General features: G+C 28.6%; 19 protein-coding genes, 3 pseudogenes and 1 riboswitch. Of the genes and pseudogenes, 4 read left to right on the forward strand and 18 right to left on the reverse strand.

Annotated elements, in window-relative coordinates; genetic code table 11:
- Window positions 1-249: 249 nt before the first annotated feature.
- From DIC82_00185 to DIC82_00230, 10 genes and pseudogenes are all read right to left on the reverse strand, one after another.
- The gene (locus DIC82_00185) at window positions 250-2,490 is read right to left on the reverse strand and encodes an ATP-dependent DNA helicase (GenBank protein ID AWK49603.1); all 2,241 of its coding nucleotides are present in this window, start codon (window positions 2,488-2,490) and stop codon (window positions 250-252) included.
- 368 nt (window positions 2,491-2,858) lie between these two features.
- Window positions 2,859-3,716, reverse strand: a complete 858-nt coding sequence (locus tag DIC82_00190) for a hypothetical protein (protein ID AWK49604.1) — start codon at window positions 3,714-3,716, stop codon at window positions 2,859-2,861.
- Between the two features lie 213 nt (window positions 3,717-3,929).
- Complete coding sequence (locus DIC82_00195) at window positions 3,930-4,796, reverse strand: radical SAM protein (protein AWK49605.1); 867 nt, start codon at window positions 4,794-4,796, stop codon at window positions 3,930-3,932.
- Window positions 4,797-5,044: 248 nt separating this feature from the next.
- Window positions 5,045-6,031: a beta-ketoacyl-ACP synthase gene (locus tag DIC82_00200; protein ID AWK49606.1), complete on the reverse strand. Its 987-nt coding sequence runs from the start codon at window positions 6,029-6,031 to the stop codon at window positions 5,045-5,047.
- A gap of 140 nt (window positions 6,032-6,171) precedes the next feature.
- Window positions 6,172-6,504, reverse strand: a complete 333-nt coding sequence (locus DIC82_00205) for a hypothetical protein (GenBank protein ID AWK49607.1) — start codon at window positions 6,502-6,504, stop codon at window positions 6,172-6,174.
- A gap of 140 nt (window positions 6,505-6,644) precedes the next feature.
- A riboswitch (cyclic di-GMP riboswitch) is annotated at window positions 6,645-6,733 on the reverse strand.
- Between the two features lie 116 nt (window positions 6,734-6,849).
- Window positions 6,850-7,821 carry a hypothetical protein gene (locus DIC82_00210; GenBank protein AWK49608.1) on the reverse strand — a complete coding sequence of 324 codons (972 nt, stop codon included), beginning with the start codon at window positions 7,819-7,821 and terminating at the stop codon, window positions 6,850-6,852.
- Between the two features lie 197 nt (window positions 7,822-8,018).
- Window positions 8,019-10,328 (reverse strand): beta-galactosidase, encoded by a 2,310-nt coding sequence (locus DIC82_00215; protein ID AWK49609.1) that lies wholly within the window; start codon window positions 10,326-10,328, stop codon window positions 8,019-8,021.
- 432 nt (window positions 10,329-10,760) lie between these two features.
- Entirely contained in the window at window positions 10,761-12,584 is a 1,824-nt protein-coding gene (locus DIC82_00220; protein ID AWK49610.1) for a beta-glucuronidase, read from the reverse strand.
- Window positions 12,585-12,613: 29 nt separating this feature from the next.
- A pseudogene (locus tag DIC82_00225) lies at window positions 12,614-12,922 on the reverse strand (mannonate dehydratase).
- Window positions 12,904-13,905, reverse strand: coding sequence for a hypothetical protein (locus tag DIC82_00230; GenBank protein ID AWK49611.1), 1,002 nt, complete (start codon window positions 13,903-13,905; stop codon window positions 12,904-12,906). The pseudogene DIC82_00225 and the gene DIC82_00230 overlap by 19 nt, the downstream one beginning before the upstream one ends.
- On the opposite strand from DIC82_00230, the pseudogene DIC82_00235 reads away from it, so the two are divergent.
- From DIC82_00235 to DIC82_00245, 3 genes and pseudogenes are all read left to right on the forward strand, one after another.
- Window positions 13,832-14,083, forward strand: a pseudogene (locus DIC82_00235) (AraC family transcriptional regulator). The gene DIC82_00230 and the pseudogene DIC82_00235 sit on opposite strands and share 74 nt — an antisense overlap.
- Before the next feature lie 112 nt (window positions 14,084-14,195).
- A pseudogene (locus DIC82_00240) lies at window positions 14,196-14,273 on the forward strand (DUF4956 domain-containing protein).
- Window positions 14,274-14,544: 271 nt separating this feature from the next.
- The gene (locus tag DIC82_00245; protein AWK49612.1) at window positions 14,545-15,024 is read left to right on the forward strand and encodes an S-ribosylhomocysteine lyase; all 480 of its coding nucleotides are present in this window, start codon (window positions 14,545-14,547) and stop codon (window positions 15,022-15,024) included.
- Window positions 15,025-15,210: 186 nt separating this feature from the next.
- Here DIC82_00245 and DIC82_00250 read toward each other — a convergent pair whose 3' ends face one another.
- The 4 genes from DIC82_00250 to DIC82_00265 all read right to left on the reverse strand — a co-directional run bounded on the left by DIC82_00250 (window position 15,211) and on the right by DIC82_00265 (window position 18,602).
- Window positions 15,211-15,795 (reverse strand): hypothetical protein, encoded by a 585-nt coding sequence (locus DIC82_00250; GenBank protein AWK49613.1) that lies wholly within the window; start codon window positions 15,793-15,795, stop codon window positions 15,211-15,213.
- Between the two features lie 88 nt (window positions 15,796-15,883).
- Window positions 15,884-16,240, reverse strand: a complete 357-nt coding sequence (locus DIC82_00255; protein AWK49614.1) for a hypothetical protein — start codon at window positions 16,238-16,240, stop codon at window positions 15,884-15,886.
- A 297-nt stretch (window positions 16,241-16,537) separates the two neighbouring features.
- Entirely contained in the window at window positions 16,538-16,960 is a 423-nt protein-coding gene (locus DIC82_00260) for an HIT family protein (GenBank protein ID AWK49615.1), read from the reverse strand.
- Window positions 16,961-17,096: 136 nt separating this feature from the next.
- Window positions 17,097-18,602, reverse strand: a complete 1,506-nt coding sequence (locus DIC82_00265) for an MFS transporter (protein AWK49616.1) — start codon at window positions 18,600-18,602, stop codon at window positions 17,097-17,099.
- 115 nt (window positions 18,603-18,717) lie between these two features.
- On the opposite strand from DIC82_00265, the gene DIC82_00270 reads away from it, so the two are divergent.
- Window positions 18,718-20,412 carry a DDE transposase gene (locus DIC82_00270; protein AWK49617.1) on the forward strand — a complete coding sequence of 565 codons (1,695 nt, stop codon included), beginning with the start codon at window positions 18,718-18,720 and terminating at the stop codon, window positions 20,410-20,412.
- A 142-nt stretch (window positions 20,413-20,554) separates the two neighbouring features.
- Here DIC82_00270 and DIC82_00275 read toward each other — a convergent pair whose 3' ends face one another.
- From DIC82_00275 to DIC82_00290, 4 genes are all read right to left on the reverse strand, one after another.
- Complete coding sequence (locus DIC82_00275; GenBank protein AWK49618.1) at window positions 20,555-21,958, reverse strand: glucuronate isomerase; 1,404 nt, start codon at window positions 21,956-21,958, stop codon at window positions 20,555-20,557.
- A gap of 341 nt (window positions 21,959-22,299) precedes the next feature.
- A complete protein-coding gene (locus DIC82_00280; protein AWK49619.1) occupies window positions 22,300-23,913 on the reverse strand; it encodes a mannitol dehydrogenase family protein in 1,614 nt (537 codons plus the stop codon).
- Between the two features lie 114 nt (window positions 23,914-24,027).
- Window positions 24,028-25,089, reverse strand: coding sequence for a mannonate dehydratase (uxuA, locus tag DIC82_00285; protein ID AWK49620.1), 1,062 nt, complete (start codon window positions 25,087-25,089; stop codon window positions 24,028-24,030).
- A 188-nt stretch (window positions 25,090-25,277) separates the two neighbouring features.
- Window positions 25,278-25,952 carry a GntR family transcriptional regulator gene (locus DIC82_00290; GenBank protein ID AWK49621.1) on the reverse strand — a complete coding sequence of 225 codons (675 nt, stop codon included), beginning with the start codon at window positions 25,950-25,952 and terminating at the stop codon, window positions 25,278-25,280.
- Between the last annotated feature and the right edge of the window lie 178 nt (window positions 25,953-26,130).

Genomic DNA, 26,130 nt, shown 5'->3' on the forward strand with positions numbered 1-26,130 from the left:
TATATAAAAGTAGACTTGTCCTTGTATTAAACATTAATTTTTCCTATAATATTTCCTTTAAGTTCAACCATATACGTGACGTATTGGGGTTTTCCTCTTATTGAGGAAAACCTTCACCGTCTTCTACATTATTAAAAAATATTGTATTTTCTCTTCCTATTTCCTTACCATAAAGATTCCTAGCTTTTCTTAAACTAACTGAATTCATACGTTCCAAATAAACTTTGTTAAGTTGCTTCATTCTATACTCTAAATAATATTATTAGTAACTTCAAGATATTTAGATTTATTCCCCGTATAAAATAAAGTTAATTTGTGAAGTGCCCTAGTAGATGCAATATATAATAACCTTTTATCAAATTCAGTGTTATAGTTATTGTTATTTGCATCATAAACTATAACACAGTCAAATTCTAATCCCTTTGCCATATATACCGGTATTATCATTATTCCATTTACGCCATCATTGTTTCCACTGATAATCTTAATATTTACTTTATCTTTTAATTTTTCATAAACTTTTTCACATTCATTCATGCTCTTACACAAAACTGCTATTGACTTATAATTTAAATTCTCATACTTAGATATGCATTCAACTATTTTTTCATCTAAATCATAAGTACTATCAGCTTTTATTACTTTAGGTTCTTCTTCATGTCTTTCAAAGCTTTCTATCAGAATATTTTTATCAAGAAATCTATTACTAAACTTGCTTATTTCATATGAGCATCTAAAGCTTTTATTCATAGAAACAGTAACATTTCTTTTTTTATTTAATATGTTTTTTACATCCTCATAAACAGATAAAGTTACTTCCTTTTCTATTGACTGACTTATATCACCTAAAATAGTGAATTTTGAATTCTTAAATAATTCCTTTAGAATTTCAAAATGTATAGGATAATAATCTTGAGCTTCATCTACAACAACTTGCTTAATTTCTTTAAATAAATTACATCCACTCATTTTCACTTTAAGATACATAAGTGGAAGTATATCTTCATATGATATAGTTTTTTCATAATCGCAGTTAAAACTATCTATTATAACTTCTATGTTTTCTGGTAAATTAAGCCCTTTTGATAAATTATAAAATAAATTTTTATCTTTAAACAAAGTCTTATAAATTCTCATATAATCAACTTTAGTAAAGCTATTAATTTGATCTTTTAATTTATAAGTTTCCTTTATTGTAATTAACCTTGCTAAAGCCCTGATTTCAAATTGATGCTCAGGATATTTACTAATAAATTTTTCGAGTTTTTTTCTTCTTTTCTTTCTAATAGGTTGAATTCTTTCAAATATCCTGTTTTCAATTATTGTTAGCTTTTTCTCAATAGACATATTTATAGTATCTTTTAGCAAAAACTCTTTAATTGAATTTCTATCTGCAATGTATATTCCATCATAATAAATATCTGTAATTTCTATCATTCTATGTTCAAAATAACATATTAATCTTTTCAGTATTATTACAAATTCTTTAGAAGCCTTAAATTCCATACTTGATTTAATGATATTTCTTCTTTTACTATCCTCAGTGCTTATTATTTCTTCTAATAATTGATTTCTAGATTTTAAAGAAATATTATTAGTAAATATTTCTTTAAATATATATTCAAATGTGACAGTTTTAATATTTTCTTCTCCAAGTTCTGGTAAAACATCACTTATATAATTTCCAAACAAATCATTAGGTGAAATTATAATGATATTATTAGAATATAATTTGTTCAATACTCCTTGATACATTAAAAAGGCAACTCTATGAAGTGCAATAGATGTCTTTCCACTTCCAGCCACGCCTTGAACAATAAGCAAATCACTTTCATCACGAATAATAATATCCTGCTCTCTTTGTATTGTCTCAACTATGTTTTTCATTTTCGAAGAAGTATTTTTAGCCAAAGCATTTCTAAGTGCGTCATCAACAATATTTAAATTAGAATCAATAAAATACTCTAACTTTCCATTCTTAATTTCATATTGCCTTTTAATTGAAATTTCTCCTTTTATCTCTCCATTAGGTGCTTTGTAACTTGCACTGCCCAATTCACATCTATAAAATATACTTGCAATTGGAGATCTCCAGTCATAAACGTACACATCATAAACATCTTCATCTAGAAGGTTATTAAATCCTATATATATGTTTTCAACACTATCCTCGTCTTCTTCTTTAAAGTCTATTCTTGCAAAGTAAGGTTTACTTTGCATACTCTTATATGTGTATATCTTTTTTTCTATTTCTTCATAACCTGCTCTTTGAATATGAATAATAGATAAATCCTGCTTTATGTCAGCCAACCTATCAATATCGTCAATATAATGTACTGAATTTTCCCACATATATCTATTCACATTCATTAGTTCCTTTTGAGCTAAAGACACCTTATTTAACTCAATCTTCAAATTTTTGTTTATAAGTGAAATAGTATTATTAAGATATAAAACTTCCTCTTTGAATTCCTTTTCATAACTACTCATAAAAAACTAACCCTCCTCATTTAATGGAAATCTCCCAAGTTTTGTAGGCCTTATAACTATATATTTTTAATAAAACCTAACGTATTCTAAGCTCGAGATACACAATTTACTCATGGCTATTTTATTAATAATCCTTCATTTTTTTCACACTCCATATTTTTTTAAATTTTCTATTGACATTCATATCTATTTTGCTGTATAATTATTATGATATTATAAATATAATCGTTACTTTTATGTCCAATTTTAATTGTAGTTTAAAATCCTATTTAAGTAAAGCTTAAATAGGATTTATCTTTTTATAAGGCACCTACATTTATGTAAGTGCCTTATAAAAACTTTATATTAAATTTTCTCTATATTAAATACTAATGTATTGCTTTTTTCGTATACTTTTTACCAGTACCCTCAACGCTTGTAATTGTAATTAGAGCATCTTCATCAAGATCATTTACAATGCTTTTTATTTTCGCCACCTCAAGCCTTGATATAACTACATATATAACATCTGTTTCAGCACCACTATAAGCACCTTTTCCCTCTAATAAAGTGATTCCTCTACCAAGTCTATCCATTATTGCTTCAGAAATATCTTTATTCTTATCCGAAACAATAATTACTGCCTTTGATTCTTCCAGACCTTCAACAGTTATATCTATAGCCTTAAATGCAATAAAATATGCTATTAAAGAATACATGGCCCTATCCCAGCCAAATAAAAAACCTGAAATTCCGAGTATGAAGAAATTAATAATCATAACTATTTCTCCAATGGAAAATGCACTTCTTTTTTCTATAATAATAGCGATTATTTCTGTTCCATCTAAAGAACCACCATTTCTTATAATTAAACCTACGCCCACGCCTAATATAATGCCTCCAAATATAGTTGCTAGAAGAGTATCTTGTGTTATACCTGCAACAGGATGTAATAAACTTACACCAATTGAAAAACATATTACTGAAAATATGGTTGAAAGAGCAAATGTCTTACCTATTTGTCTATAACCTATAATTACAAAAGGTAAATTAAATATGAATATAAATATTCCTAATTGAATATTGGTTAGGTAACTTACCATTATTGATATTCCAGTTATTCCACCATCAATTATATTATTAGGTATTAAAAATATTTCAAGCCCTATTGATGCTAAAGCTGCTCCTAATATCATAAAAAACACTCTGCTAAGTTTAATTAAAATATCACTAATCTTTTTTTTCATAGAATTCCTCCCTTATTTAAATAATATATTGCATATGTTCTTTGAAACTATGTTATTTTAATTATAACATAATTTTAAGTTCCATATTTTTACCATTAAAATATTTACACTTTGTTAACTTTATCCAGAGTATATCTATAATTTAAATATATACATTTCTAGAAATGCCTTATAAATATATCAAAAAACCCGCTCTCCTAATGATTCTATCCATTAAAGTCTTCTGTCCTCTTCTTGCTTTAGTTTATTTGTATTTTCATAATAGTTTATTTGATTTAATAATTTTTCTTTATCTCTAGGTAAATTTCCACTTAACGAAATATAATTTGAGGCATGATTACATCTAAATACTATTGTCTCTTTTACATTAATATGCTCAATTAAAAGTTTAATTTCATTTAAAACTTCTTTGTCATTTAAAATTTCAAATTCTTTATTCAAAATTTTATTATACAAAATAGTTTCTTTCTCAACCATAAGAGTCAATACTCCTAAGTAATCTGGAGTCATACTACTCATTATTTCACCAGTTCCAATTGCATGACGTTTACTCTTTTCTTTTCCGCCAATACCAGCTATAACCGTTACTGATAGTAATATATTTGCCTCCTTAACCCTCTTTGCAGCTTTAATTAGATCTTCACTACTTACGCCTTTATTTATATCATTTAAAATCTCATCATTTCCACTTTCAACTCCCATATATATCATTGATAATCCTAAGTCTTTAAGATCACTTAATTCTTGTGGAGTTTTAAGTAATATAGATTTAGGAGAACCATAGAGAGTAACCCTACTACATTCTGGAAACAACTTTTTTATATATGCTAATATTTCTTTTAAATCCTCTGCTTTAATAATCAGAGCATCTCCATCAGCTAAAAATATTCTTTCCACGTGTCCATATATTTGTCTAAAATGATTTATATCATCTTTAATTTTTTCTAATGCTTTTATTGTAAACTTCTTAGATTTATACATGTTACAAAAGCTACATTTATTGTGAGAGCATCCTAAAGTTGCTTGTATTATAAGGCTATTACTTTCACTAGGTGGTCTGTATAATGGGTAATCGTACATAAAGTTTCCTCCTCTCATATTTTCGTTGCCTATTCTTTAGATACTTATATTATAACAAAAAAACTACCTAATTATATTTTTATAACTAAGTAGTTCTATTTTTTGTATACATATCCTTCGTCTAAATTCAACACCTATTTCATCATTTGTATTTTTTTATAATTTATCTTTATATATTCACCTTAAATCATTTAACGTAAACCTTTGATAAATTACTCTTTATCTAAGTTTTATTTATTTTCTTAGATTTAATATTTATATAGCATTGCTATACTCTCAGAACCAGATCCAATTGTCCAAAATACTATATAATCGCCTCTTTTAACTTTACCTTGTTTTATAGATTCATATAATGCTATAAAAGGACTGCTAGTACCAGTATACCCATACTTATCACCTATATAAATACTTTTATCTTCATCTATATCCATAAGTTCTCTTATGGTTTTTATATTTACAAGTGCAAACTGTGAAAAACAAAACATACTAACGTCATTATTTGTTAATCCATTTTCTTTTACCATTCTTGTCATAATATCCACAGCTGGATAAACACAAGCTCCGCCATTAAATGGTACCCAATTCAAATAAAGTTCGTCCACATCTTGTGACTTGAAGAAACTTGAAAATCCCTGACTTGGATACATAACATTGTGACTCTCTTCTGTATTTATATAGTATTCAGTATCAACTACTCCACAATCCTCATCTACTTTTTCTAAAATTATTGCACATGAAGTATGTCCATAATTACCATAACAAAGTTCATTATTAGAATCAGTAAGAGAGTGTACATCATCACACCCAACAATTAAAGCTCTTTTTGCACGTTTTGAAGACATTAAGTAATTTGATACATGTTCTAAAGCAACAGTCATACCCGCACAATTAGCATTCATATCAAAGCACATTACGTTTCTTCCTAAATTTAATTCTTTATGCAACAGAATTGATGTTGGTGGTGCTATATATTCTGATAGTATAGAAGAATAAACTAACACATCTATGTCATTACCCATCAAATTTGCTTTGTCTAATGCAGACTTTGCGACTTTTGCAGCTAAAGATAATGTTGTCTCCTCTTCATCAAACATAAATCTCTTATCTCTACCCATTACATCTGATAACAAATGTTTTACATTCTTATCTTGCCTTTCAAAATGCTTTAAATAAACATCATTTGAAACAATCTTAGAAGCACGACAAATGTCAATACAGCTTAATTTTATTCCCATATAAATCTCCTTCAATACCAAAAGTAACTATAATCTATATTAATATATAGGTTTCAGTTTTAATTCTTCGGCAAATTAAGATACTGTTACCTAATTGATGTAAATTGTTTCTTGCAACATATATATTACAATTTATTAACCTAAACTACTTCTAGATTAAGACCTACATTTCTAGCTACCCTTGATAATTGCATTTTTAAAGTAACATTGTTACCTACTTTTGCTACAACCTTTTTAAAAGCACAATCTTTATACATTTTAAAACATCCTTCTAGCATTGGTAACATTTCTGGCTTTGAAACCCTTAATTCGTTTGCATCAAAAGATAAAATAAATTCTGAAGCTTGTATAGTAGATAATGTTGCTGTAAATTCTTTAACAAAGCCGTTAGCATCCTCAGGTTCAAACATTCCTCCTATTGTTACATTTAATTGCTTATTTGTCTTATCCAAAGACATGTTGTACTTTTTCATAATTAACATCCCAGCCTTTCATTTATTTAAAATATTATTTGTAATCATATACACTTCTTATTTTTTGAAATTAAAAGGTGTCTATTAATTAATAATAGACACCAAAATATAAGTATACATATTGATTCTTATAAATACATTTCGGCAACCTGGCAATCATAGAGAAATATTTCTCTTTAGACCCATAGCTTTGCGACCTTACCTCTCGATAAGTGTGCTATTATCAGTGTACATGATATAATAATTTTACACCTATATTTTCCAAACTTCAATAGCAATATACCGTTTTTTACAAGTATCATCATTTTTATACAATTTTAACATTGCATTTAATGGTATTTTTCCCTACAATTTTATTACAAAAAGGGATTCTTTAAACTCCTTCTTAATAATTAAAAAATCCTCTAAATCATTTAAAAATTGGAATAACAATGCTCTATTTTCAAATTCATTTCTGTTCTTTGGCAATTCCATGTCTTTATAATCTTTTCTAAGTAAATTTAATTTATCAATAAGTTCAATACAATCATTATCCTCATGGATATTCATTGCAACATCATTTGTAAACTCTGATAATATACTAGTTTGTTCATATTTCATATAAAATCTTGAGAAATGCCTTTGCATTCTTTTTATAGCATCTAATTGTATTGCTCTCATATGTATATAACTCACATAATAATCATTATTCGTAAATAAATGATTGTTATTTATTATTTGTGCCATAACTTTAGTATTCTTAATTAATTTTTCAGCGTTTAAGACTACTTCTTGTTCATAAAATGGCACTGTTTGAGTGACTAAGCTCACTGCCATATCAGATAATATTGCTCTAAAATAGTCTTCTATCCGAGCCTTATTTTTTTCAAAGTTATCCTCTAATGATACTGAATATAAGTTAAATATCATTGCAACTCCAATTCCTATTATAGTTAAACCTGCTTCATTTATAATCCAAGAAGCATTAATATTTGTACTCATTAAAAGATGTGTTGATAATACTGCTCCAATAACCATGCCATCGCTTATTTTTAAAACCTTAGTTGTTTGTATAAAAATAAGTAGAAATAATCCAAATACGAGTGCATTATTTCCAAGCACCACATAAAGTGCATAAGATAAAAATATCGCTATAGTAGATGAAATTATTCTCCTACCACCAATTACCAGTGCCTCTTTCTTCGTATCTTGAATACTAAGTATTGCAATTATTCCCGAAGTCACACCAAATTCTAACCCCATATAATTTGATATAATTATTGCTATTGTAGCTGACAAAGCCATTTTAACCGCTTTAGATTGTAAATATTTTATCACTTGTTAATTGCCCCCACTCCCATAATAATATGTTGTTTTTTCTATTTATTCTATTATAAACTATATTTTGTTTTATGAATGTATATATTTTGATTATTTTTACATTGTATATATGCGCATCCCCTTATTTCGGCGGGATATACCTGCAAGTCTATACAGTGAAAAAGGTAGCTGATTTTCAGCTACCTTTTGAGTCTTTATGATTTTTTAATTTTTGTTAATTCTTTATTAAGTGTATACAACATTTTTTCATTAAATACATCTTCCGCCATTGTAGCTAATACATCAATTTTCATTCCTAGTGCCATTCCAATACCAGGGTTTTCTGCAAAATCACCTAAATATTTAGTAAGCACTGCTTTACCTTCTTCATTTTCAAGAATATCTTTTAATGAACAACGTGTTGAATAAACATCGTCAGTAATTTCAAGTTCTTCTATTTTAACACTCTCTAAATCTAATTCAGGCATGTCAAACCAGTTAGCTACTACTCCTCCTGTTTCTGCTTCAGGAGCAATATAACTTGGATTAGCTTCAGATACTTTATTAAATCTAGCCACATCTTCTAATAAAATACCATCTTGATTAGAAACAACCTTAATTTCATTTAACCCATCATGTAGAGCAACATTTTCAAAAATAAAGATTTTACTATTACCTGCCTGTGTAGATACTTCATATCCATTTGCATAAAGAGTCACTTTATTACAGTTAGAATAAACTTTAACAGTAATTTCATTATCTACTCTATCTACAAATCTTTTGCTTGTGATGTGCACAAATTTTTCATCACTCCAATGTGCTTTATACATATAGAAAGCATCCTTTTTAATCTTTCTATCATAAGTTACTAGACCTTTGTTATTTCTTCCCTTTACTCCACCTTCATCTCTGATATTTGCACCAAAGTCAAACATATTCCATACATATGTTGACCAAAGGTAAGGACGTTTCTCAAATATTTTCCAAACTGTTTCATGATATAATGCATGATATTCTTCACTATAATCTTTTACTTTTGGATCATTATTATGATATTGAAGAATACCTTCTGCACCATATTCAGATATACCTAATTTAACATTAGGATTAGTTTCATGGAATTTATCAAGCCATCCTGCAAAATCTTCAGTTTTACCTTGATACCAACCATAATACTTATTATATCCAAGTATATCAGTTACATAATTATATGGATCATCATCTTCTACAAACATAACATTTGCCATTGTAGTTAATCTAGTAGGATCTTCTTTCTTAGTTAATTCATTTAATTCATTAACAAGCTTTCTAAGTTCTGGTCTTTCTCCACTAATTTGTATTTCATTTTGAATTCCCCAAAACATAATTGATGGATGGTTATAGTTTTGTCTAATTAATTCAACCATTTGTTGTTTTGCATTAATACCTTCTAATTCTGTTTTTGACATGACAGATATAAATGGTATTTCAGCCCATACGACCATTCCTTCTGTATCACATAAATCATAGAAACATTGATTATGTTGATAATGAGCGAGTCTTATAGAAGTTGCTCCTACCTCTTTAATTAATTCTATATCTTCTTTATGTTCTTTAGGAGTAATTGCCCACCCCATATCTTTTCTGTCTTGATGTCTTGAAACACCATGCAATGGAAGATGTTCACCATTTAAGAAGAATCCTTTTTCAGCATCAACTTCGAAGTATCTTACGCCAAAAGGAATTGAAAGTTCATCCACAGTATCATTAAAGCTAGTCATAGATACTTTTGCTTCATACATATAAGCATTCTTTCTACCATTCCATAATATTGGGTTTTCTATTTCAACTGGCATTTCTATAATTTTATTTTCGCCTTTAGCGAGCTTCACTTCACTTGTAGCATAAGTTATGATTTTACCCTCTGCATCTATTATATCTACCCAAAGTCTTACTTTCTTATCTTCTTCATTATCATTAACTAACTTAGATTTAATTATTAATGAAGCCTTTTCGTTGCTTACTTCTTCTTGAATTACATAAACACCTTGTGAACCATAATCCATTAAATCAAAGTGAATATTATTTGAAACAACAAGATTTACATCACGATATATTCCACCGTAGAATGTAAAGTCCGCCATTTGAGGATAAACATCATCAACAACTGTATTGTCAACCTTTACAGCTAATGTATTATTAGTTCCAAACTCAATAACATCAGTTATATCAAATCTAAATGTTGAATATCCACCTCTATGTTGTCCCATATGTTTACCATTTACATAGACATCAGTAATACTATTAGATCCGGTGAATTCAATAAATACTTTATTTTCTTGTGCTAAGTTATCTATAACAAACTCTTTTCTATACCAACATGCGCCTTTATAAAAATCAAATCCATTTGCTCCATCAATAGCATTCCAAGTATGAGGTATATTAACACTTTCCCATTTTTCATCATTAAAAGCTTTATCCATTGCTTTTACTTCATCTTGTTTAATAAATTTCCAACCATTGTTAATGTTAATAACTTTTCTCATAATATTGCCTCCTATTTTAATCTTATTTTAATTTCTCAATCTTATTTTTATCTCTTAAGTTTTCTATGTTTTAATAACTTAAGTATATTATTTATTATGTACTCATGCTCATACTATCTTGACTCAATTCGCACATATATTGCAATATAAACGATTAATCCATATTATTGTTCTAATATAAATTCAAAAAAATAACTATATGAATTTTCTTTATTTTTCATTTGACTTCATATAGTTAGTTTTGCCTTACTATTGCATACCTATTTTTTTAATCATTATTGTATTTTGACATAGTAAAAGCACCTACTAATTTTACTATGTAGGTGCTCACCACTTAATTATTTCTATTCACTTTAGGTGGTTACATTGTGACCATTGAGGTTACTAGGTTCCCCTTTGCAGGGATAAGTTTAACTAAGATTTATTTGGGTATTAAACTCCATCTGAATCAAGTTTCACTTTATATCCAAAGTCAGGAATAGCTAACCAACGATCATGTAAATAATGTGCTGCAAATTTAGGTTTACGATCACGTGTAAATATTCCTTTTTTGTTTCCATCGGCTCTCATGATGCCTTGTATAGTTGCAAAATCTGCAAAATTCCAAACTTGTTCTCCTATAAAGAAATCATTTCTATCAAATACTTCATGATTTGCTTTTAGGAAATCTACTTGATATTCTTCTGTAAACATAGTAGGAGTTGTAAGATGTAATCCAGCTACAGTATCTGCACCATATTCAGTAAACATTACAGGTTTCCCTATTGTCTTCCAATAGTCTAATTCAATACTTAATGCTTGTTTTGCAGCATTTAAATCTCCACCATATATATACCAACCATAGTATCTATTTAAACAAATTACATCAGTCATTGGTATTGTTTTATCTTTTCTATACTCATTTTGCAATCCAACAATTGTAACAGGGCGGTTTTGAGGATCACATTCATGTGCTAAATCATATAACGGTTTATAATAATCATATGAACTGTCTGGGAAAGTAGTTGTATCTGATTCATTTGCAATAGACCACATTACAACACAAGCATGATTTTTATCTCTAGATATCATATCAGAAATTACATCACGATGATGTTCATGTGTACGAAGTACCTTAAATGAATCTACAGGAGTCGGTCCTTTAGTTGCTCCAAAATTCATATTTACTCCAACTGCTGGAGTTTCATCAATGACAACTATACCTTCTTTATCACAAAGTCTCATCATTTCTTCTGAGTATGGATAATGACTTGTACGGAATGAATTTGCTCCCATCCATTTCATTAATGCTAAATCTTTAACATTTAGAACTTCATCAAGTCCTCTTCCATGGAAATTAGAATCTTCGTGTTTACCAAAACCTTTGAAATAAAAAGGTTCTCCATTTATTAAAAATTGTGTTCCTTTTACTTCTACTGTTCTTACACCAAATGGTAATTCATAACTGTCCTCTCCAAATGCGATTTTTGCAGTATATAAATATGCATTAAGCGGTTTCCAAAGTGTTACATTTTCAATAACTACATTTCCATTTTGACCAATTGCTTTTGCAACTTCATTTTGATTTTCATCATATATTGTAATACTAACTTCGTGGTTTCCTACAACATCAACAGAATATTCAATATTAGCATTTTTTCCATTTACTGTTGGATTTATAGTAACATCCTTAATATAACTTTTAGGTGTTGTATATACTTTAACAGGACGAGTAATTCCAGCATAATTAAAGAAATCGAAGTTTGGTGCATTTTCCTTTTTAACCGTAACACCCTCAATGTTTGGAAGCATTCCGCCACCCAACATATTTCCAGATGTTTCACTACCTACAGGCAATGTACTAAGATCAACTTTATTATCTACTGCAACTGTTAAAAGATTATATCCTTTACTTACAAAATCATTTATTTCTACTTCAAATGGTAAAAATCCGCCTTTATGCTCACAAACAAGTTTTCCATTTAAATAAACCTTTGCAAAATGTGTAACTGCTCCAAATCTAAGAACAATTCTTTCATTAATAATAACATTCGGAATTGATAATTCATGTTGATAGAAAACATATCCATAATGATCTCTAAAATCAACGCCTTCCTTTTGGTCATTATAAGATGCTGGTACTGCCATTGTCATAGGATTTTCTAATTTCTTATTAAACCATTCACTTTTCATACCAGTTCCATCATCTAATTTAAAATCCCAAATACCAGATAAATCTATAAGTGTTCTAGCTGAATTTAATACGGGATATAACATAATTTACACTCTCCTCTTAATCTCGATAATTATTTCAACTTTCCAAGGACTTCCCATATACCTGTAATATAACTTGCACCTAATGCACGATCATATAATCCGTATCCAGGTCTTCCAGTTTCACCCCAAATCATTCTTCCATGATCTGGTCTTAAATAACCTTCAAATTTATTCTTGTGCAAAATCTTCATAATTTCAACAATGTCAAGTGAACCACAATCTGAGAAATGTGCTGATTCTTCAAAACTTCCATTTTCTAAAATTTTCACATTTCTTACGTGCATAAAATGAATTCTTCCTTGTGCACTATATTTGTCAATCATTTCATAAATATTATTTGATTTTCAATAATCTCAGCATTTTTTGCTTTTGTCTCACGTCTTTCCTTTAGGCTTTTAGTAAGTTCTTCAAGTTTCTTTTTATTTAACGGATATGCAAATGTTAATATTAAAAATACAATTAAATATGCAATTGCAGGAATTAATGTTGCAAAGCTCTTAATACTTGACGCTACTTGTTCTGTTTGAGATGGAGCACCTGCAACATATCCTATAGCTGAAAGAGCAGCTCCACTAAGACCACCAGCAACTGCTTGACCTATCTTACGTGCAAATGAATACATTGAATAAATAGTTGCATCCTCACGTGTATCAGTTAAATATTCTTGATAGTCGATTACATCTGTTACAAAAGCCCATATTGTTGTGTTAAATAATCCTATTCCAAGATATCCAATAAACATAACTATAAGGAATAAAACAACATTCTTTCCTGGGAATAAAAATAATACTAAATATGCAATTGCAGCTATTAAAACAGCAACGCTTGCTGATTCTTTTTTACCAAATTTCTTTATTATTGGTGCAATGAATGGAGCAAGTAAGATTGGAGTTACTGCTGATATTAATCCTGCAATAGATAATGCTTTTGTATTGTGGAAATAATCTTTAAACATATATGAATTCATTGCTGAAACAAGCATAGTTGAAATTAGTAATACTAATGCTGCACATATAAGTGCTATTAAAGGTTTATTTCTTTTCATACCTGCAAGTGTTACTTTCCAATAAAGTTTCTCTCCTGTGTCTTGACTAACTATACGTTCTGTAGTTAAGAAATAACATAATGAATAACAACCCATTGCGAGTATTGCAAATACTATTGCAATCATTGAAAATCTTCCTGCATCTGCTTTATTATTAACAAATATTACAAGTGGAACAACTACACTTACTACTGTTCCTGCTATTGCTGATACAATACATGTGAATGCTTCACACCTTTCACGAAAATTTAAAATTGATACTGATATGACTGTAATAGACTATATTAATCAAAAAAGAGTGGAAGAAGCAAAACTCTATCTGGAAAGAGGTAACATATCTTTTACAGAAATTGCTTTAATGGTAGGATTCAATGATTTAAATTATTTTGGTAGAGTTTTTAAAAAAATCACCTCCTTAACACCATCTGAATATGTTAAAAGTAAGAAATTATAAAATCCATAAAAATAACTCTCCAATTGCATAAATCTAATATAAATAATTTAATACCAAGACTCCTTGAATATATGAATCCTGATGAGCATTGCAAGTCTGGTAAAAATTACATTCAATAATTCGTTTTAGAAGTGCTCCTGGAGATCCAAAAGATATAGTTTATGTATTTTTCACTTTAGCTGTTGGTCTTCCTTGGATGATTTAAGATGTAGAAACGGAAATTTAAATATTATTCTTACCCTATCTGGTTTTGAAGAAAAAATATATGGCTAATAAAATATCCCCTCAGAATAACTATTCTGAGGGGATATTTTATTAGTTTATTGATAATCTAAATTATAAATGTTAAAATACAATTAAATCAATCAGTGTACAAGGAAAATTTAAACTAATAGTAATTATCAAATCAAACCAATTGTTTACAGGTATGATTTGTTCTAATTTAGATAGGAGTGATTATAGTGGATAAAATTCAAAGTTTTACAATTAATCATTTGGAATTACTTCCAGGTGTTTACGTTTCAAGAAAAGATAAGTTTGGAGAAGTAGTTCTTACAACCTTTGATATTAGAATGACTAGACCAAATTATGAACCTGTTATGAATACTGCAGAAATTCATGCATTCGAACATTTAGCTGCGACATTTTTAAGAAATAATAAAGACTATGGAGAAAAGACTGTTTATTTTGGACCTATGGGCTGCAGAACTGGTTTTTATTTAATCTTAAGTGGTGATTATGAATCGAAGGATATAATTAATCTTCTTACAGAACTATATGAATTTATTTCAAGCTACTGTGGAGATATCCCTGGTGCATCTGCTAGAGATTGTGGAAATTATTTAGATATGAATCTGCCTATGGCAAAATATATAGCAAATAAATTTCTTAATGAAGTTTTGTTACATATAACTGATAAAAACTTAATCTATCCAGATTAAGCATAAACTTTCTATTATTCCACTGATAAGCTACTAGTCTTTTCAGTGGATATTATTTCATAATAATTGGTTGATAACAGATAATATCACATCAGTAATGTTTTTTTTAACAAAAATCCCTTTCCCTAAGTCTCATGATTAAAATAACAAATCACTATGATAGTCTATTTTTCATCTTTTACATGCCTAATTTATTTCTTCAACATGAAGAGATCCATACATTCCCAGATGATTCTTAATGTTTTCATAATCAAATCGGTCTGCTTTAAAAAGTTCTGATTTATCCTCATCATACTCGACCGTCAATTTTTTACAAAGTAACATAGCACCATCTTCACTTTTTATAGATTTTATTTTATCAAAGAATATAAAATTACCATCTGAGCACAAAAAACCATTTGTAGATAATTTAGGTGTATGGAATACAACAATGTATAATTGGATAACTACATATATTAGAATACCAATACTAATCAAAAAATCTGTGTTTTCTGAAGCATTCAGTTTATTATTTGATATATCGTTAAACAAATGATAAGCAAATAAAGTACAATTAATAATTTGAGCCATAAGATTATCTCTTTTTAAGGTAAAACATATATTAGAAATTTCTTTTTTATTTTCATGGTATTTGTAAAATTGATGAAAAGTAAATACCGATAGTATAACAATAAATATTGCACATCCTATTAAAGCATATTCTGTTTCTTTTGCTAAAACTACAAACCCTATTAAAAGAATTATACTTATACATGCAAAAATTTTTTTCATATCTTTCATCTCCAATACCATAATTTATAACAAATCTAGAGAGTGAATTTTATTCACCCTCTAAATCATATTTTATTAATACTTTAAGTTACTCATCATTTAAATCTACTTTAATCTCAATAATAGAATCTTCATTTTCATCAATGATTTCAACAGAATTTTTATCTACTATTGTGCTTAAATCTTCTTTAACTTTATGTTTCTTATATAGTATATAAAATAAGTATATTATTGAATATATTATCATTGTTGATATAGCAATTGTTCCATTATCAAAAAATGCTAGTAATCCTATTGTTAAGAGAGGTAGAAATGTTGCTATATATAGTGCTATTTGAATATTCCTTATGAAATCACTTTTTTGATTTCTGAATTTGTATTTAATTAGTCTAAGTAAATACAGTATAGATAAAATAGAGATTGTAATTAATACAAATGAAACCATCTTACCCTCCTAATCTTTTTAAATCTTTAATTTTTTTAATTAGATTATTGTAATTTATTGGGTAAATATCATATCATCGTTCTTTCAAGTACATCACCACTTATTAACTACTTCACTATTTATCTATATATGATAAATTTAATATTATTCCCTATCCACAAAATTATCTATTATTCCTATATACTATTTATAATTATATCCATAAAAATAGAGTAAGGAATATCTTATATTACTTCCTTACTCTACTATTTTTGAATTGTTATTCTAAATTATTTATATTTGTTATTATTAAACAAATTATAAATTTTCTTTTATTAGATTAATTCTTTCAGTATATTCTTCATCGCTTAAATATGTCTTTTGAGGATTCATTTCAAATACTCCACCCCATGAATATCCATCCTTATACTTAGGAGCTAAATGGAAATGAAGATGTTGAAGTGTATCTGAATATGCTCCATAATTTACTTTATCAGGTGAAAAAGTCTTTTTAATTGCAGAAGCAGCTCTAGTAACATCTTTCATAAATAATTCTAGTTCTTTATCTTCTAGCTCAAATAATTCATTTACATGCTTGTTATAAGCAACTACGCATCTTCCTTTGTAGCTTTGTTCCTTGAACAAAAAAAGAGTAGATACATTAAGTTTACATACTTCAATCATTAAGTTATCAAGTTTTTCATCCTTATCACAGTAAAGACAATTAATTTTATTATTCATATTAAAATCTCCTAACTTATTTTATTTTAAATTCGCCGCCTTAAAATGAGAATTCATTTTTCATCCTAAGGCAGCTATAAGAATCAAGTTAAAATATGTTTAGATATAGGCTCTTTTTCTACTTTAACTTATTAGTTTATACTGTAGCGTCTTTCCAAACATCTTCATATTTATATCCAGTAAGATTTTCAACAATTGCTCTTGTTTCTGGAGTAACATCAGCTTTTGAACCACCATCTTTTAAACGGTCAACTTCATCTACTAATATACCATGAGTTCTTTTATTAAGTTTGAAAGTTATAGCAAAAATTAGCGCTAATAAAAGCAATCCTATGCATCCATAAAGTAAGATATTTGCAATAGTTGTGATTACTGATTCTGGTTGAGTTGCTTGTCCTTTAACAAATCCACCATTTTGTAATATAACACCGACAGCAAATGTAGCTATTGCTACACTACTCTTTCTTGTGAAAGTCATAACTGCTGCAAAAAGTCCTTCTCTTCTTTGTCTTGTAATCATTTCATCAACGTCTGGTATGAATGGGAATACATTCCATGGAGTGAATTCTAATAAACTTCTACCTATTTGATATACAGCACCAATTACAAATAATAGTACAGTGTTTGATCCTAATCCCATTTTATAAACACTGTAGAATCCTAATAAACAAATAATCATAGTTGTATACGATAATTTAAATATGTTACCAGGTCCAACCTTAATCATTAAGAATCCACCTATAATAGTTGTAGGTATACCAATAAGACTAAGTGAAAGTATACTAGCTGCAAGAGTAGATGGAACTACTAAAGCATAAACACAGAAATATATAAATACAGAGTTAAATAAATCTTTAGCAGTAAATGATAATATGTAAATTGCTAAATGTTGTCTAAAGGCTCTAACCTTAAATGTAGATATATAATCACCTAATACTGTAACCATACCTTTTAATTGTTCACCAATACTTTTCTTTTCAGAACCCTTTAATAATTCTGCTTGCATTTCAGGTGTAAGTTCTCTTTCCCAAGTACATTTATATGATATAAATATACAAATTGCATATATAATAGCAAAGAATAGTCCGTTAATAAAGTATGCTTCTGGATTTTGATCACCAAAGTATTTAATTAATCTTCCAGGAACAAAAGTAGCTAAGAATGTACCTGTTGCAGAAATAAACATTCTAGATGCAGATAATTTAGTTCTCTCATTAAAATCTTTTGTCATTTCAGATGGTAGTGTCTCCCATGGAATTAATATCATGGCAGCAATTATTTCAAATGCTAAATAAGTTAATAGATAGAACGTATAACTTCTTCCTGTTGTCCATAATAGCACGTAGACTGCCATTAAAGGTGCTCCGATTAATAAGAAGAAACGACGTCTTCCAAACATTTTTCCTAATTTAGTTTTATAAAAGTTATCTGATATACTTCCTATAAATAAGCTGGCAACTGCATCCACAATACGAGCAATGGCAATAATAGATGCACCTTCAATTGGTGATAACCCTGCAAATGTTGTATAGAAGAATAATAAGAAGGCTCCAATAATGGTAAAAGCGCCACCTCCCATTAAATCAACTAATCCATAACCAACGCCTCTAGCTACAGTAATTTTTTTTGCTTTATTCGACATATCAATTACCTCTTTCTTTCATTAATATTTTTTATTATATGATTAGACCACAAAAAGCTGACAAATATCATCCAATTAGAATTTAATGATATAATAGCATTATAAAATTAAACGTATGAGGAGAATTACTATGTTTTGCAAAAATGACCTTCAACAAACTTCATTATTTGAACCAATCAACCAAATGCCAAAATACCTTCAAGATATTTTAAATAAAAGTTGGGCTAAGGCATTTAAGGATCATATTTTTCCGCGAATAAATGAGGAGCGTTTTTCGGTTTTATATAGCAATAAAGCCTCAAGGCCTAATTCACCTATTAATGTTATTCTTGGCTTACTAATTATAAAAGAAATATTTCAGCAGACTGATGAAGAGCTTATCGGCTCTATTCATTTCGATGTAAGATATCAATATGCTTTAAATACAACTAATTATGAAACACAACCAGTATCTATAAATACTCTAACAAATTTTAGAAACAGACTTGTTGAATATGAAGCGTCAACTAATGAAGACTTAATAAAAGCTGAAGTTGAAGCTTTATCCGAAAGCATTGCTAAGTATTTATCTGTTGATAATAAAAAAGTTAGAGTGGATTCGTTAATGGTTAGTTCATCATGCAAAAAATTAAGTAGAATTGAGCTAGTATATTCTATAAATAGCAGACTTATTAAAGCTCTAAATATAATAAATCCACCTATTATAAGTGATGAACTAAAACCGTACCTTGAAAAGGGGCATAAAAATGACACTATATATAGAACTCAAGATTTAAAGGCTGATTCAAAACTTTCAATTTTAATCGAACATTCTAAAATTCTATACAATATCGCTCTGAAAGCTGGAGATATAGTTACTTCAACAGAAGAGTTTCAACTTTTAAATAGAGTTATTCAGGACCAAACTACAGAAGATGCTGCAAAAAATTTAGTTATTAAAGATTCAAAAGATATAACTTCAACTAGTTTACAAAATCCAACTGACAAAGATGCAACCTACAGAAAAAAATATGGTGGTAACGTTGGTTATGTTGTTAATATACAAGAATCATTTAATGATAAAAACAGTGTTATAACAGGCTATGACCTTAAGCAAAATATTCACAGCGATTCAAAATTTGCTGATGATGTTATTGCTAATTTAGCTTCACAAAATAAAAATTCAAACTGTAAACTACTAGTTGATGGTGCTTACTATGAACAAGAAAAAGCCAAAAATGCTTTAAAACAAGGAATTGAAATGATTCCAAGTCAACTAGTTGGCAGAAAAGTATCTACTGATAAACTGAGTTATTCAAAATTCATTGTAGATGACGAAAAAAATGTAATAAGTTGTTGTCCTAACGGAGTCGAACCTGTAGAGTCTTATTATAGTTCAAAATCTTATACAGCCAAATTTGACTCCAGTACATGTGAAAAATGTCCTTTAAATTCACAATGTCCAAAGAAAATATCAAAGAAATTTAATACCATAAGAGTTAGCGAAAAAGCTTATAATACAGCTACTCAAAGAGAAAAAATGCACGAGAGTGAGTATATAAAGCTTGCAAATAAAAGGGCTGGTATAGAAGGTATTCCTTCTGTTTTGAGGAGAAGATATAAAATTGATACCATGCCTATCCGGGGATTATTGCGCTCAAAATTATGGGTTGGATTTAAAATCGCAGCCTATAACTTCAAGAAACTGTTAAAACAGTTTCTTGAAAGTGGCATAGAGTGTTTTCTCAATATAATTGCATGTATAGTTGCTGTAATAATTAACTGTTTTAAATTATATTTTTTAGAATTTGAAGCAAAGCTGTCAAACTAATCACGATACTTTATAGTTTTTGTGGTTTAATCATTATATATGTTGTAATTAAAACTCTACATTCAGATAGTTTCCATATAATTATCTTCACAGAACTTCAGTTGTAAATTTATTAATACAACATATATAATTAATCTTTTGTTTAAATTCCGAAGTATTCCTTCGCATTGTTATAACATATACCTTCAACAACTTTTTTCAGTAATTTCATGTTTCTTGGTACTTCACCATTTTCAACCCATTCTCCAATTAAATTACATACTATTCGTCTAAAGTATTCATGTCTTGTATATGATAAAAAGCTTCTAGAATCAGTTAGCATTCCAACAAAACGACTTAATAATCCAAGGTTAGATAATGCTTTCATTTGTTCAATCATTCCATCTTTATTATCATTAAACCACCAAGCTGAACCAAACTGTATTTTACCTGGAATTCCATCTCCTTGGAAGTTTCCTAGCATAGATCCAAGAACATAGTTATCCTTTGGATTTAATGTATATAAAATAGTTTTTGGAAGAGAATTCTCTTTATCTAATAAATCTAAAAGTCTAGAAAGAGGGTAAGCCATACTGTCATCATTTATAGAATCAAATCCAGTATTAGGTCCTATTTTTTCTAGCATTCTTGTATTATTACTTCTAAGAGCTGCAATATGAAGTTGCATTGTCCATCCTAATTCATGATAAAGTTTAGCTACAAATGCTATTGTATAAGTCTTATATTTCTTTTCCTCTTCTATACTTACAGATTTACCTTGTAACGCTTTTGTAAATATAGCTGTTGCTTCTTCTTTTGAAGTTTCTGCATATACTACTGTTCCGTCTAAACCATGATCTGATATTCTACACCCAACTGAGTGGAAAAATCTTACTCTTGATTCAAGTGCTTGTAAAAATTTATCATAATCAGTAATATTTATTTGAGATATTTGTTCTAAACTTTTTACCCATGAAACAAATCCATCTGCATTTATTTCAATTCCTTTATCAGGTCTAAATGTTGGTAAAACTTTTACATTAAAGCTCTCATCTTCTTTAAGTTTTATATGATATTCTAATGTATCAATAGGATCATCTGTTGTGCATAGAAAATCAACATTTGACTTTGTAATTAAATCTCTTACTCTAAATCCTTCTCCACTAAGTAATTTGTTGGCCTTATCCCAAATTAATGGAGCAGTATCTTCGTCTAAAGGTTCATATATTCCAAAAAATCTTTGAAGTTCTAAGTGAGTCCAATGATAAAGAGGATTTCCTATAGCCATAGGTATTGTTTCCGACCAAGCCATAAATTTTTCATAATCGCTTGCATCTCCTGTAATGAATTTCTCTTCTATTCCATTACTTCTCATGCCTCTCCACTTATAGTGATCTCCATATAACCATGCTTCAGTTATATTATTAAACTTTTTATTTTCATATATTTCCTTTGGATCTATATGACAGTGATAATCAATAATAGGCATATCCTTTGCATAGCTATGATATAATTCTACAGCTGTACTATTACTTAATAAAAAATTCTCATCCATAAAATTTTTCAAGTTAATCATCTCCATTTTTGATAATTTCTTTGTAAATATTAAAGTATACTTTTTATTTTTATTTAGATTAAACATAACGTTTTCTTTTATCATATAATTCAGTTAATAGCTTTTATTGTTTCAAACGTTCAATATTATAACTTGCTTGAGTAAAAAATGTGAGTGTTAGTCTTACTCTAAGCAAAGTTGTTAATAAATTTAATTTGTGTTATATTGTAAGATATATTATATTATTTTTATTTAGACGTTCTTATCATTCTTTGTTTATTCCTTTGCCAAAAATAATAGATGAAGAATGATAAAAATGTTTACTTTTTATATAATGCTTTTTAGTGTAATAATTATTTGCAATCTAAATGCTTCTCTAATGTTAATTTAACAGCATTAATTCCAGAAATCATTTCATTGAAATAACCTTCAATCTTTTCTCCTAAACCAACGTCATAAAGATTTACTCCAAATATTTCTTCATTACTAAGTATTGGTTTTAATCTATCTCCTACTAATTCAGTAGAATCTAGTTTTATGTCTGAAACATATTTTGTTAACTCATCTAATAAAGGATCTGGACTTAGTTCAAACTTATTACCATTATCATCTATACCCATCAAATATCTACACCACCCAGCAATTGCAATAGGAATATATTTAAGATCTTTAGCATCTAAATCTTCTCTCTTAGCGTAAGACTTAATTGTTTCTCCAAATCTTATTCCAACTTTTTGAGATGTGTCTGATGCTATTCTTTGAGGTGTATCAGGTATATATATATTAGGAAGTCTAACTTCAATTACCTCTTTAATAAATTCTTTTGGATCTAATATACCAGGACTTACTACAACTGGCATTCCTTCTTCATACCCAATCTTTTCTACTAATTTCTTTAAACATGGATCTTTCATTTCATCTGCAATTAATTCATATCCAAGTAGACATCCCAAAACTGCTAAAGCAGTGTGTAATGGGTTTAAGCAAGTAGTTACCTTCATTGTTTCAACTTTTCCTACTGTCTTTCTATCAGTTAGATATACCCCTGCATCTTCTAAAGCCATACGACCATTTGCAAAATCGTCTTCAATTACAAGATATTGTGGTCCTTCTGCATTAACGAATGGAGCTGCATACGTATTATTTTGTGTACGTACGATACCCATGTTTTCAATTCCATCTTTCTTTAGTGTTTCTTCAACACTTTGAGAAGGTCTTGGTGTGATTTTGTCAATCATACTCCAAGGGAATGATACTTTTTTAGTATTGTTAATGTATTTAAGAAAACCTTCTTCTACAAGCCCATTTTCAATCCATTTTTTTACGATTGTTTCTATGGCATCATGAAGTTTTTCTCCATTACGTGCACAATTATCCATGCTTACAAAAGCAATAGGTAACTCACCATTTTTATATCTTGTATATGCTAATGATGCAATCTTAGCCATAGTGTTGTTTGGATGTTCTAAGCCATCTACAAGGTCCTCTTCTGAAATGTCTTTCACACTATAACCTTTTTCTGTTATTGTAAAACTTGCCATTTGTAATGATGGATTTGCAAATATATCTTGTAGTCTCTTCCAATCGTTTTCTTTTGAGTACTCACCAACTAGACTTTCAGTTATACTTCCTACAACTTTCTTCTCTAAACTACCATCAGGCTTCATAATTACAAGTAAACTCAAATTGTCATAAGGCTTATATATTTTATTAATAAGTTCATCACCGTGTAAGTTAACGGCTACAATTCCAGTATCCACTTTTCCAGCATTTAAAAGTTCTTGTTGCAACACTGCTATAAATCCTCTAAATATGTTTCCAGCTCCAAAGTGAACCCATGTAGGCTTTTTCATTGTTAATTCTGACATTTTATCATAGTCAAAATTAGGAAGTTCTACGTTAGCTTTTTTCCATAAATCTTTATCTTTTATAGTTTCCTTATTTAGTATTATCTTTGTATTATTCATGTTCTTCTCCCTTCTTTTTAATAATTATTTATTATTAAAAATAGGCCATATTTTAATACTTATAGTAAGTAAAGACTACTTCAATATAAAATTTTGGCCTATTAATAAATCTATTTATTTATTTCTTTCAAGACTATCCCATATTCCCCACATATACATAATTCCAAGTGCTCTATCATAAAGTCCATAACCTGGTCTACATTTTTCATTCCAAATATGTCTTCCATGATCTGGTCTTGCATAACCAGTGAATCCAATTTCATGATAAGCCTTAACTATATCGCATATATCTAATGAACCATCACAAGTTCTATGAGAAGTCTCAATAAAATCACCATTTTCGTAAATCTTTACGTTTCTTATATGAGCAAAAGCTATTCTGCTGCCAAATTCTCTTATAATCGCTGGTATATTATTATTTGGGTCAGAACCCATAGCACCACTACAAAGAGTAAGACAATTATATGGATTATCAACAAGTTTTAATAATCTTGCTACATGGTCTCTATTTGAAACAATTCTTGGTAATCCAAATATTGGCCAAGGTGGATCATCCGGATGAATAGCCATCTTGATATCATTAATTTCTGCAACAGGTATAATTTGTTCTAAGAAATATTTTAAGTTATCCCATAAATCTTCCTCTGTAACGTTCTTGTAGGCTTCAAAAAGTTGAGATAAATTCTTTAATCTTTCTGGTTCCCAACCTGGCATTGTAAGATTTGGATTTGATGCTATTTTATTAACCAATTCCATTGGATCTATATCTTTAATTTTTTCTTTTTCATAGAAAAGTGCTGTAGATCCATCTTCTGTCTTTTTAAACAAATCTGTTCTAAGCCAATCAAATACAGGCATGAAATTGTAGCAAATTACTTTTACTCCAACCTTAGCTAACTTTTCTATTGTTCTCTTATAATTTTCTATGTATTTATCTCTAGTAGGTAATCCTAATTTAATATCTTCGTGCACATTAACACTTTCGACAACATCAATATTAAATCCATTCTCATCAGCTACTTTTTTAACTTCAAGAATTTTTTCCATTGGCCATTCATCGCCTGCTGGCATATCATGAAGACCCCAAACAATTCCTTCAACTCCAGGAATTTGTTTTATTTGTTCAAGCGTTACGGTGTCATTGCCTTCACCATACCATCTAAACCCCATTTTCATAGTAACATTCCTCCAGATCTTTTGTTTAATTTTGTTTTATAGTGTCATTCTTCTCAAATAACTTTCATATTAAAAAGCTGGCAAATTTAATCTCTACTGTTTTTAATAGCATCACCGCCTTAAATTGAAACTCAAATTAGTAAAAGTACATTTATATGTAATAAAACTAAAGTTAAGAAAAAGTCATTTTATTCTTTAAAATAGTTTGGATAGCCTTCTTTTAATTGATTTTTATCAAAGAGAACCATATTTAAATGTTCTTCCATAACTTTTTCAGCTATTTCAGAATTTTTGTTTTTTATAGCCTCAACAATACCTTTATGCTGTAAATAAATATTATCCCATGTAAAATCAGCTAATAATCTAAGTAACCTAATCCGTTGAAAATCACTACTCATTTCTTGAATAGTTGCCCATATCCTTTTTTTGTTGCAACCTTCAAAAATTATTCTATGGAATTCCTCATCAGCTTCAAATAATTTTTTGAAATCATGATCTTGCATGTACATCTTCTGAAATTTTAGATTCATTTCTAAAGCAAATATCTTTTCCTGTGGAAATTCTTCACAAGCTTGTTTTATAACCGCTCTTTCTAAATGTTCACGTAAAAATCTTCCTTCTTCAACAGCATCTAAATCAATTAAGGAAACGACTGTACCCTTTTGGGGGTAAATACTTAGCAGTCCTTCCTGTGATAAACGAACAAATGATTCTCTAACAGGAGTTCTACTCACATTATATTTTTCTGAAATTTCTTTTTCAGAAATATTAACGCCAGGCACAAGCTGTAAATTAATAATTTCTTCTCTGAGTTCATAATATATAGTTTTACTTGTAGAATTTTTACTTACTTTAAAAGCCACTTTTGTATTATCCTCCTGTATTTTTTCTACTGCCATACTTGTATGGTAGTTATGATATAATATTATCATAATCGATTACAATGTCAAGTGTAATATTAAATAATTTTCATGAAAACCATTTTTTTTATTAAATTCACTTTTATAATGTATATTTCATCATAATTTATTAAAAATAAAG

The organism is Clostridium beijerinckii (assembly GCA_003129525.1).
Taxonomy (GTDB): Bacteria; Bacillota; Clostridia; order Clostridiales; family Clostridiaceae; genus Clostridium; species Clostridium beijerinckii_D.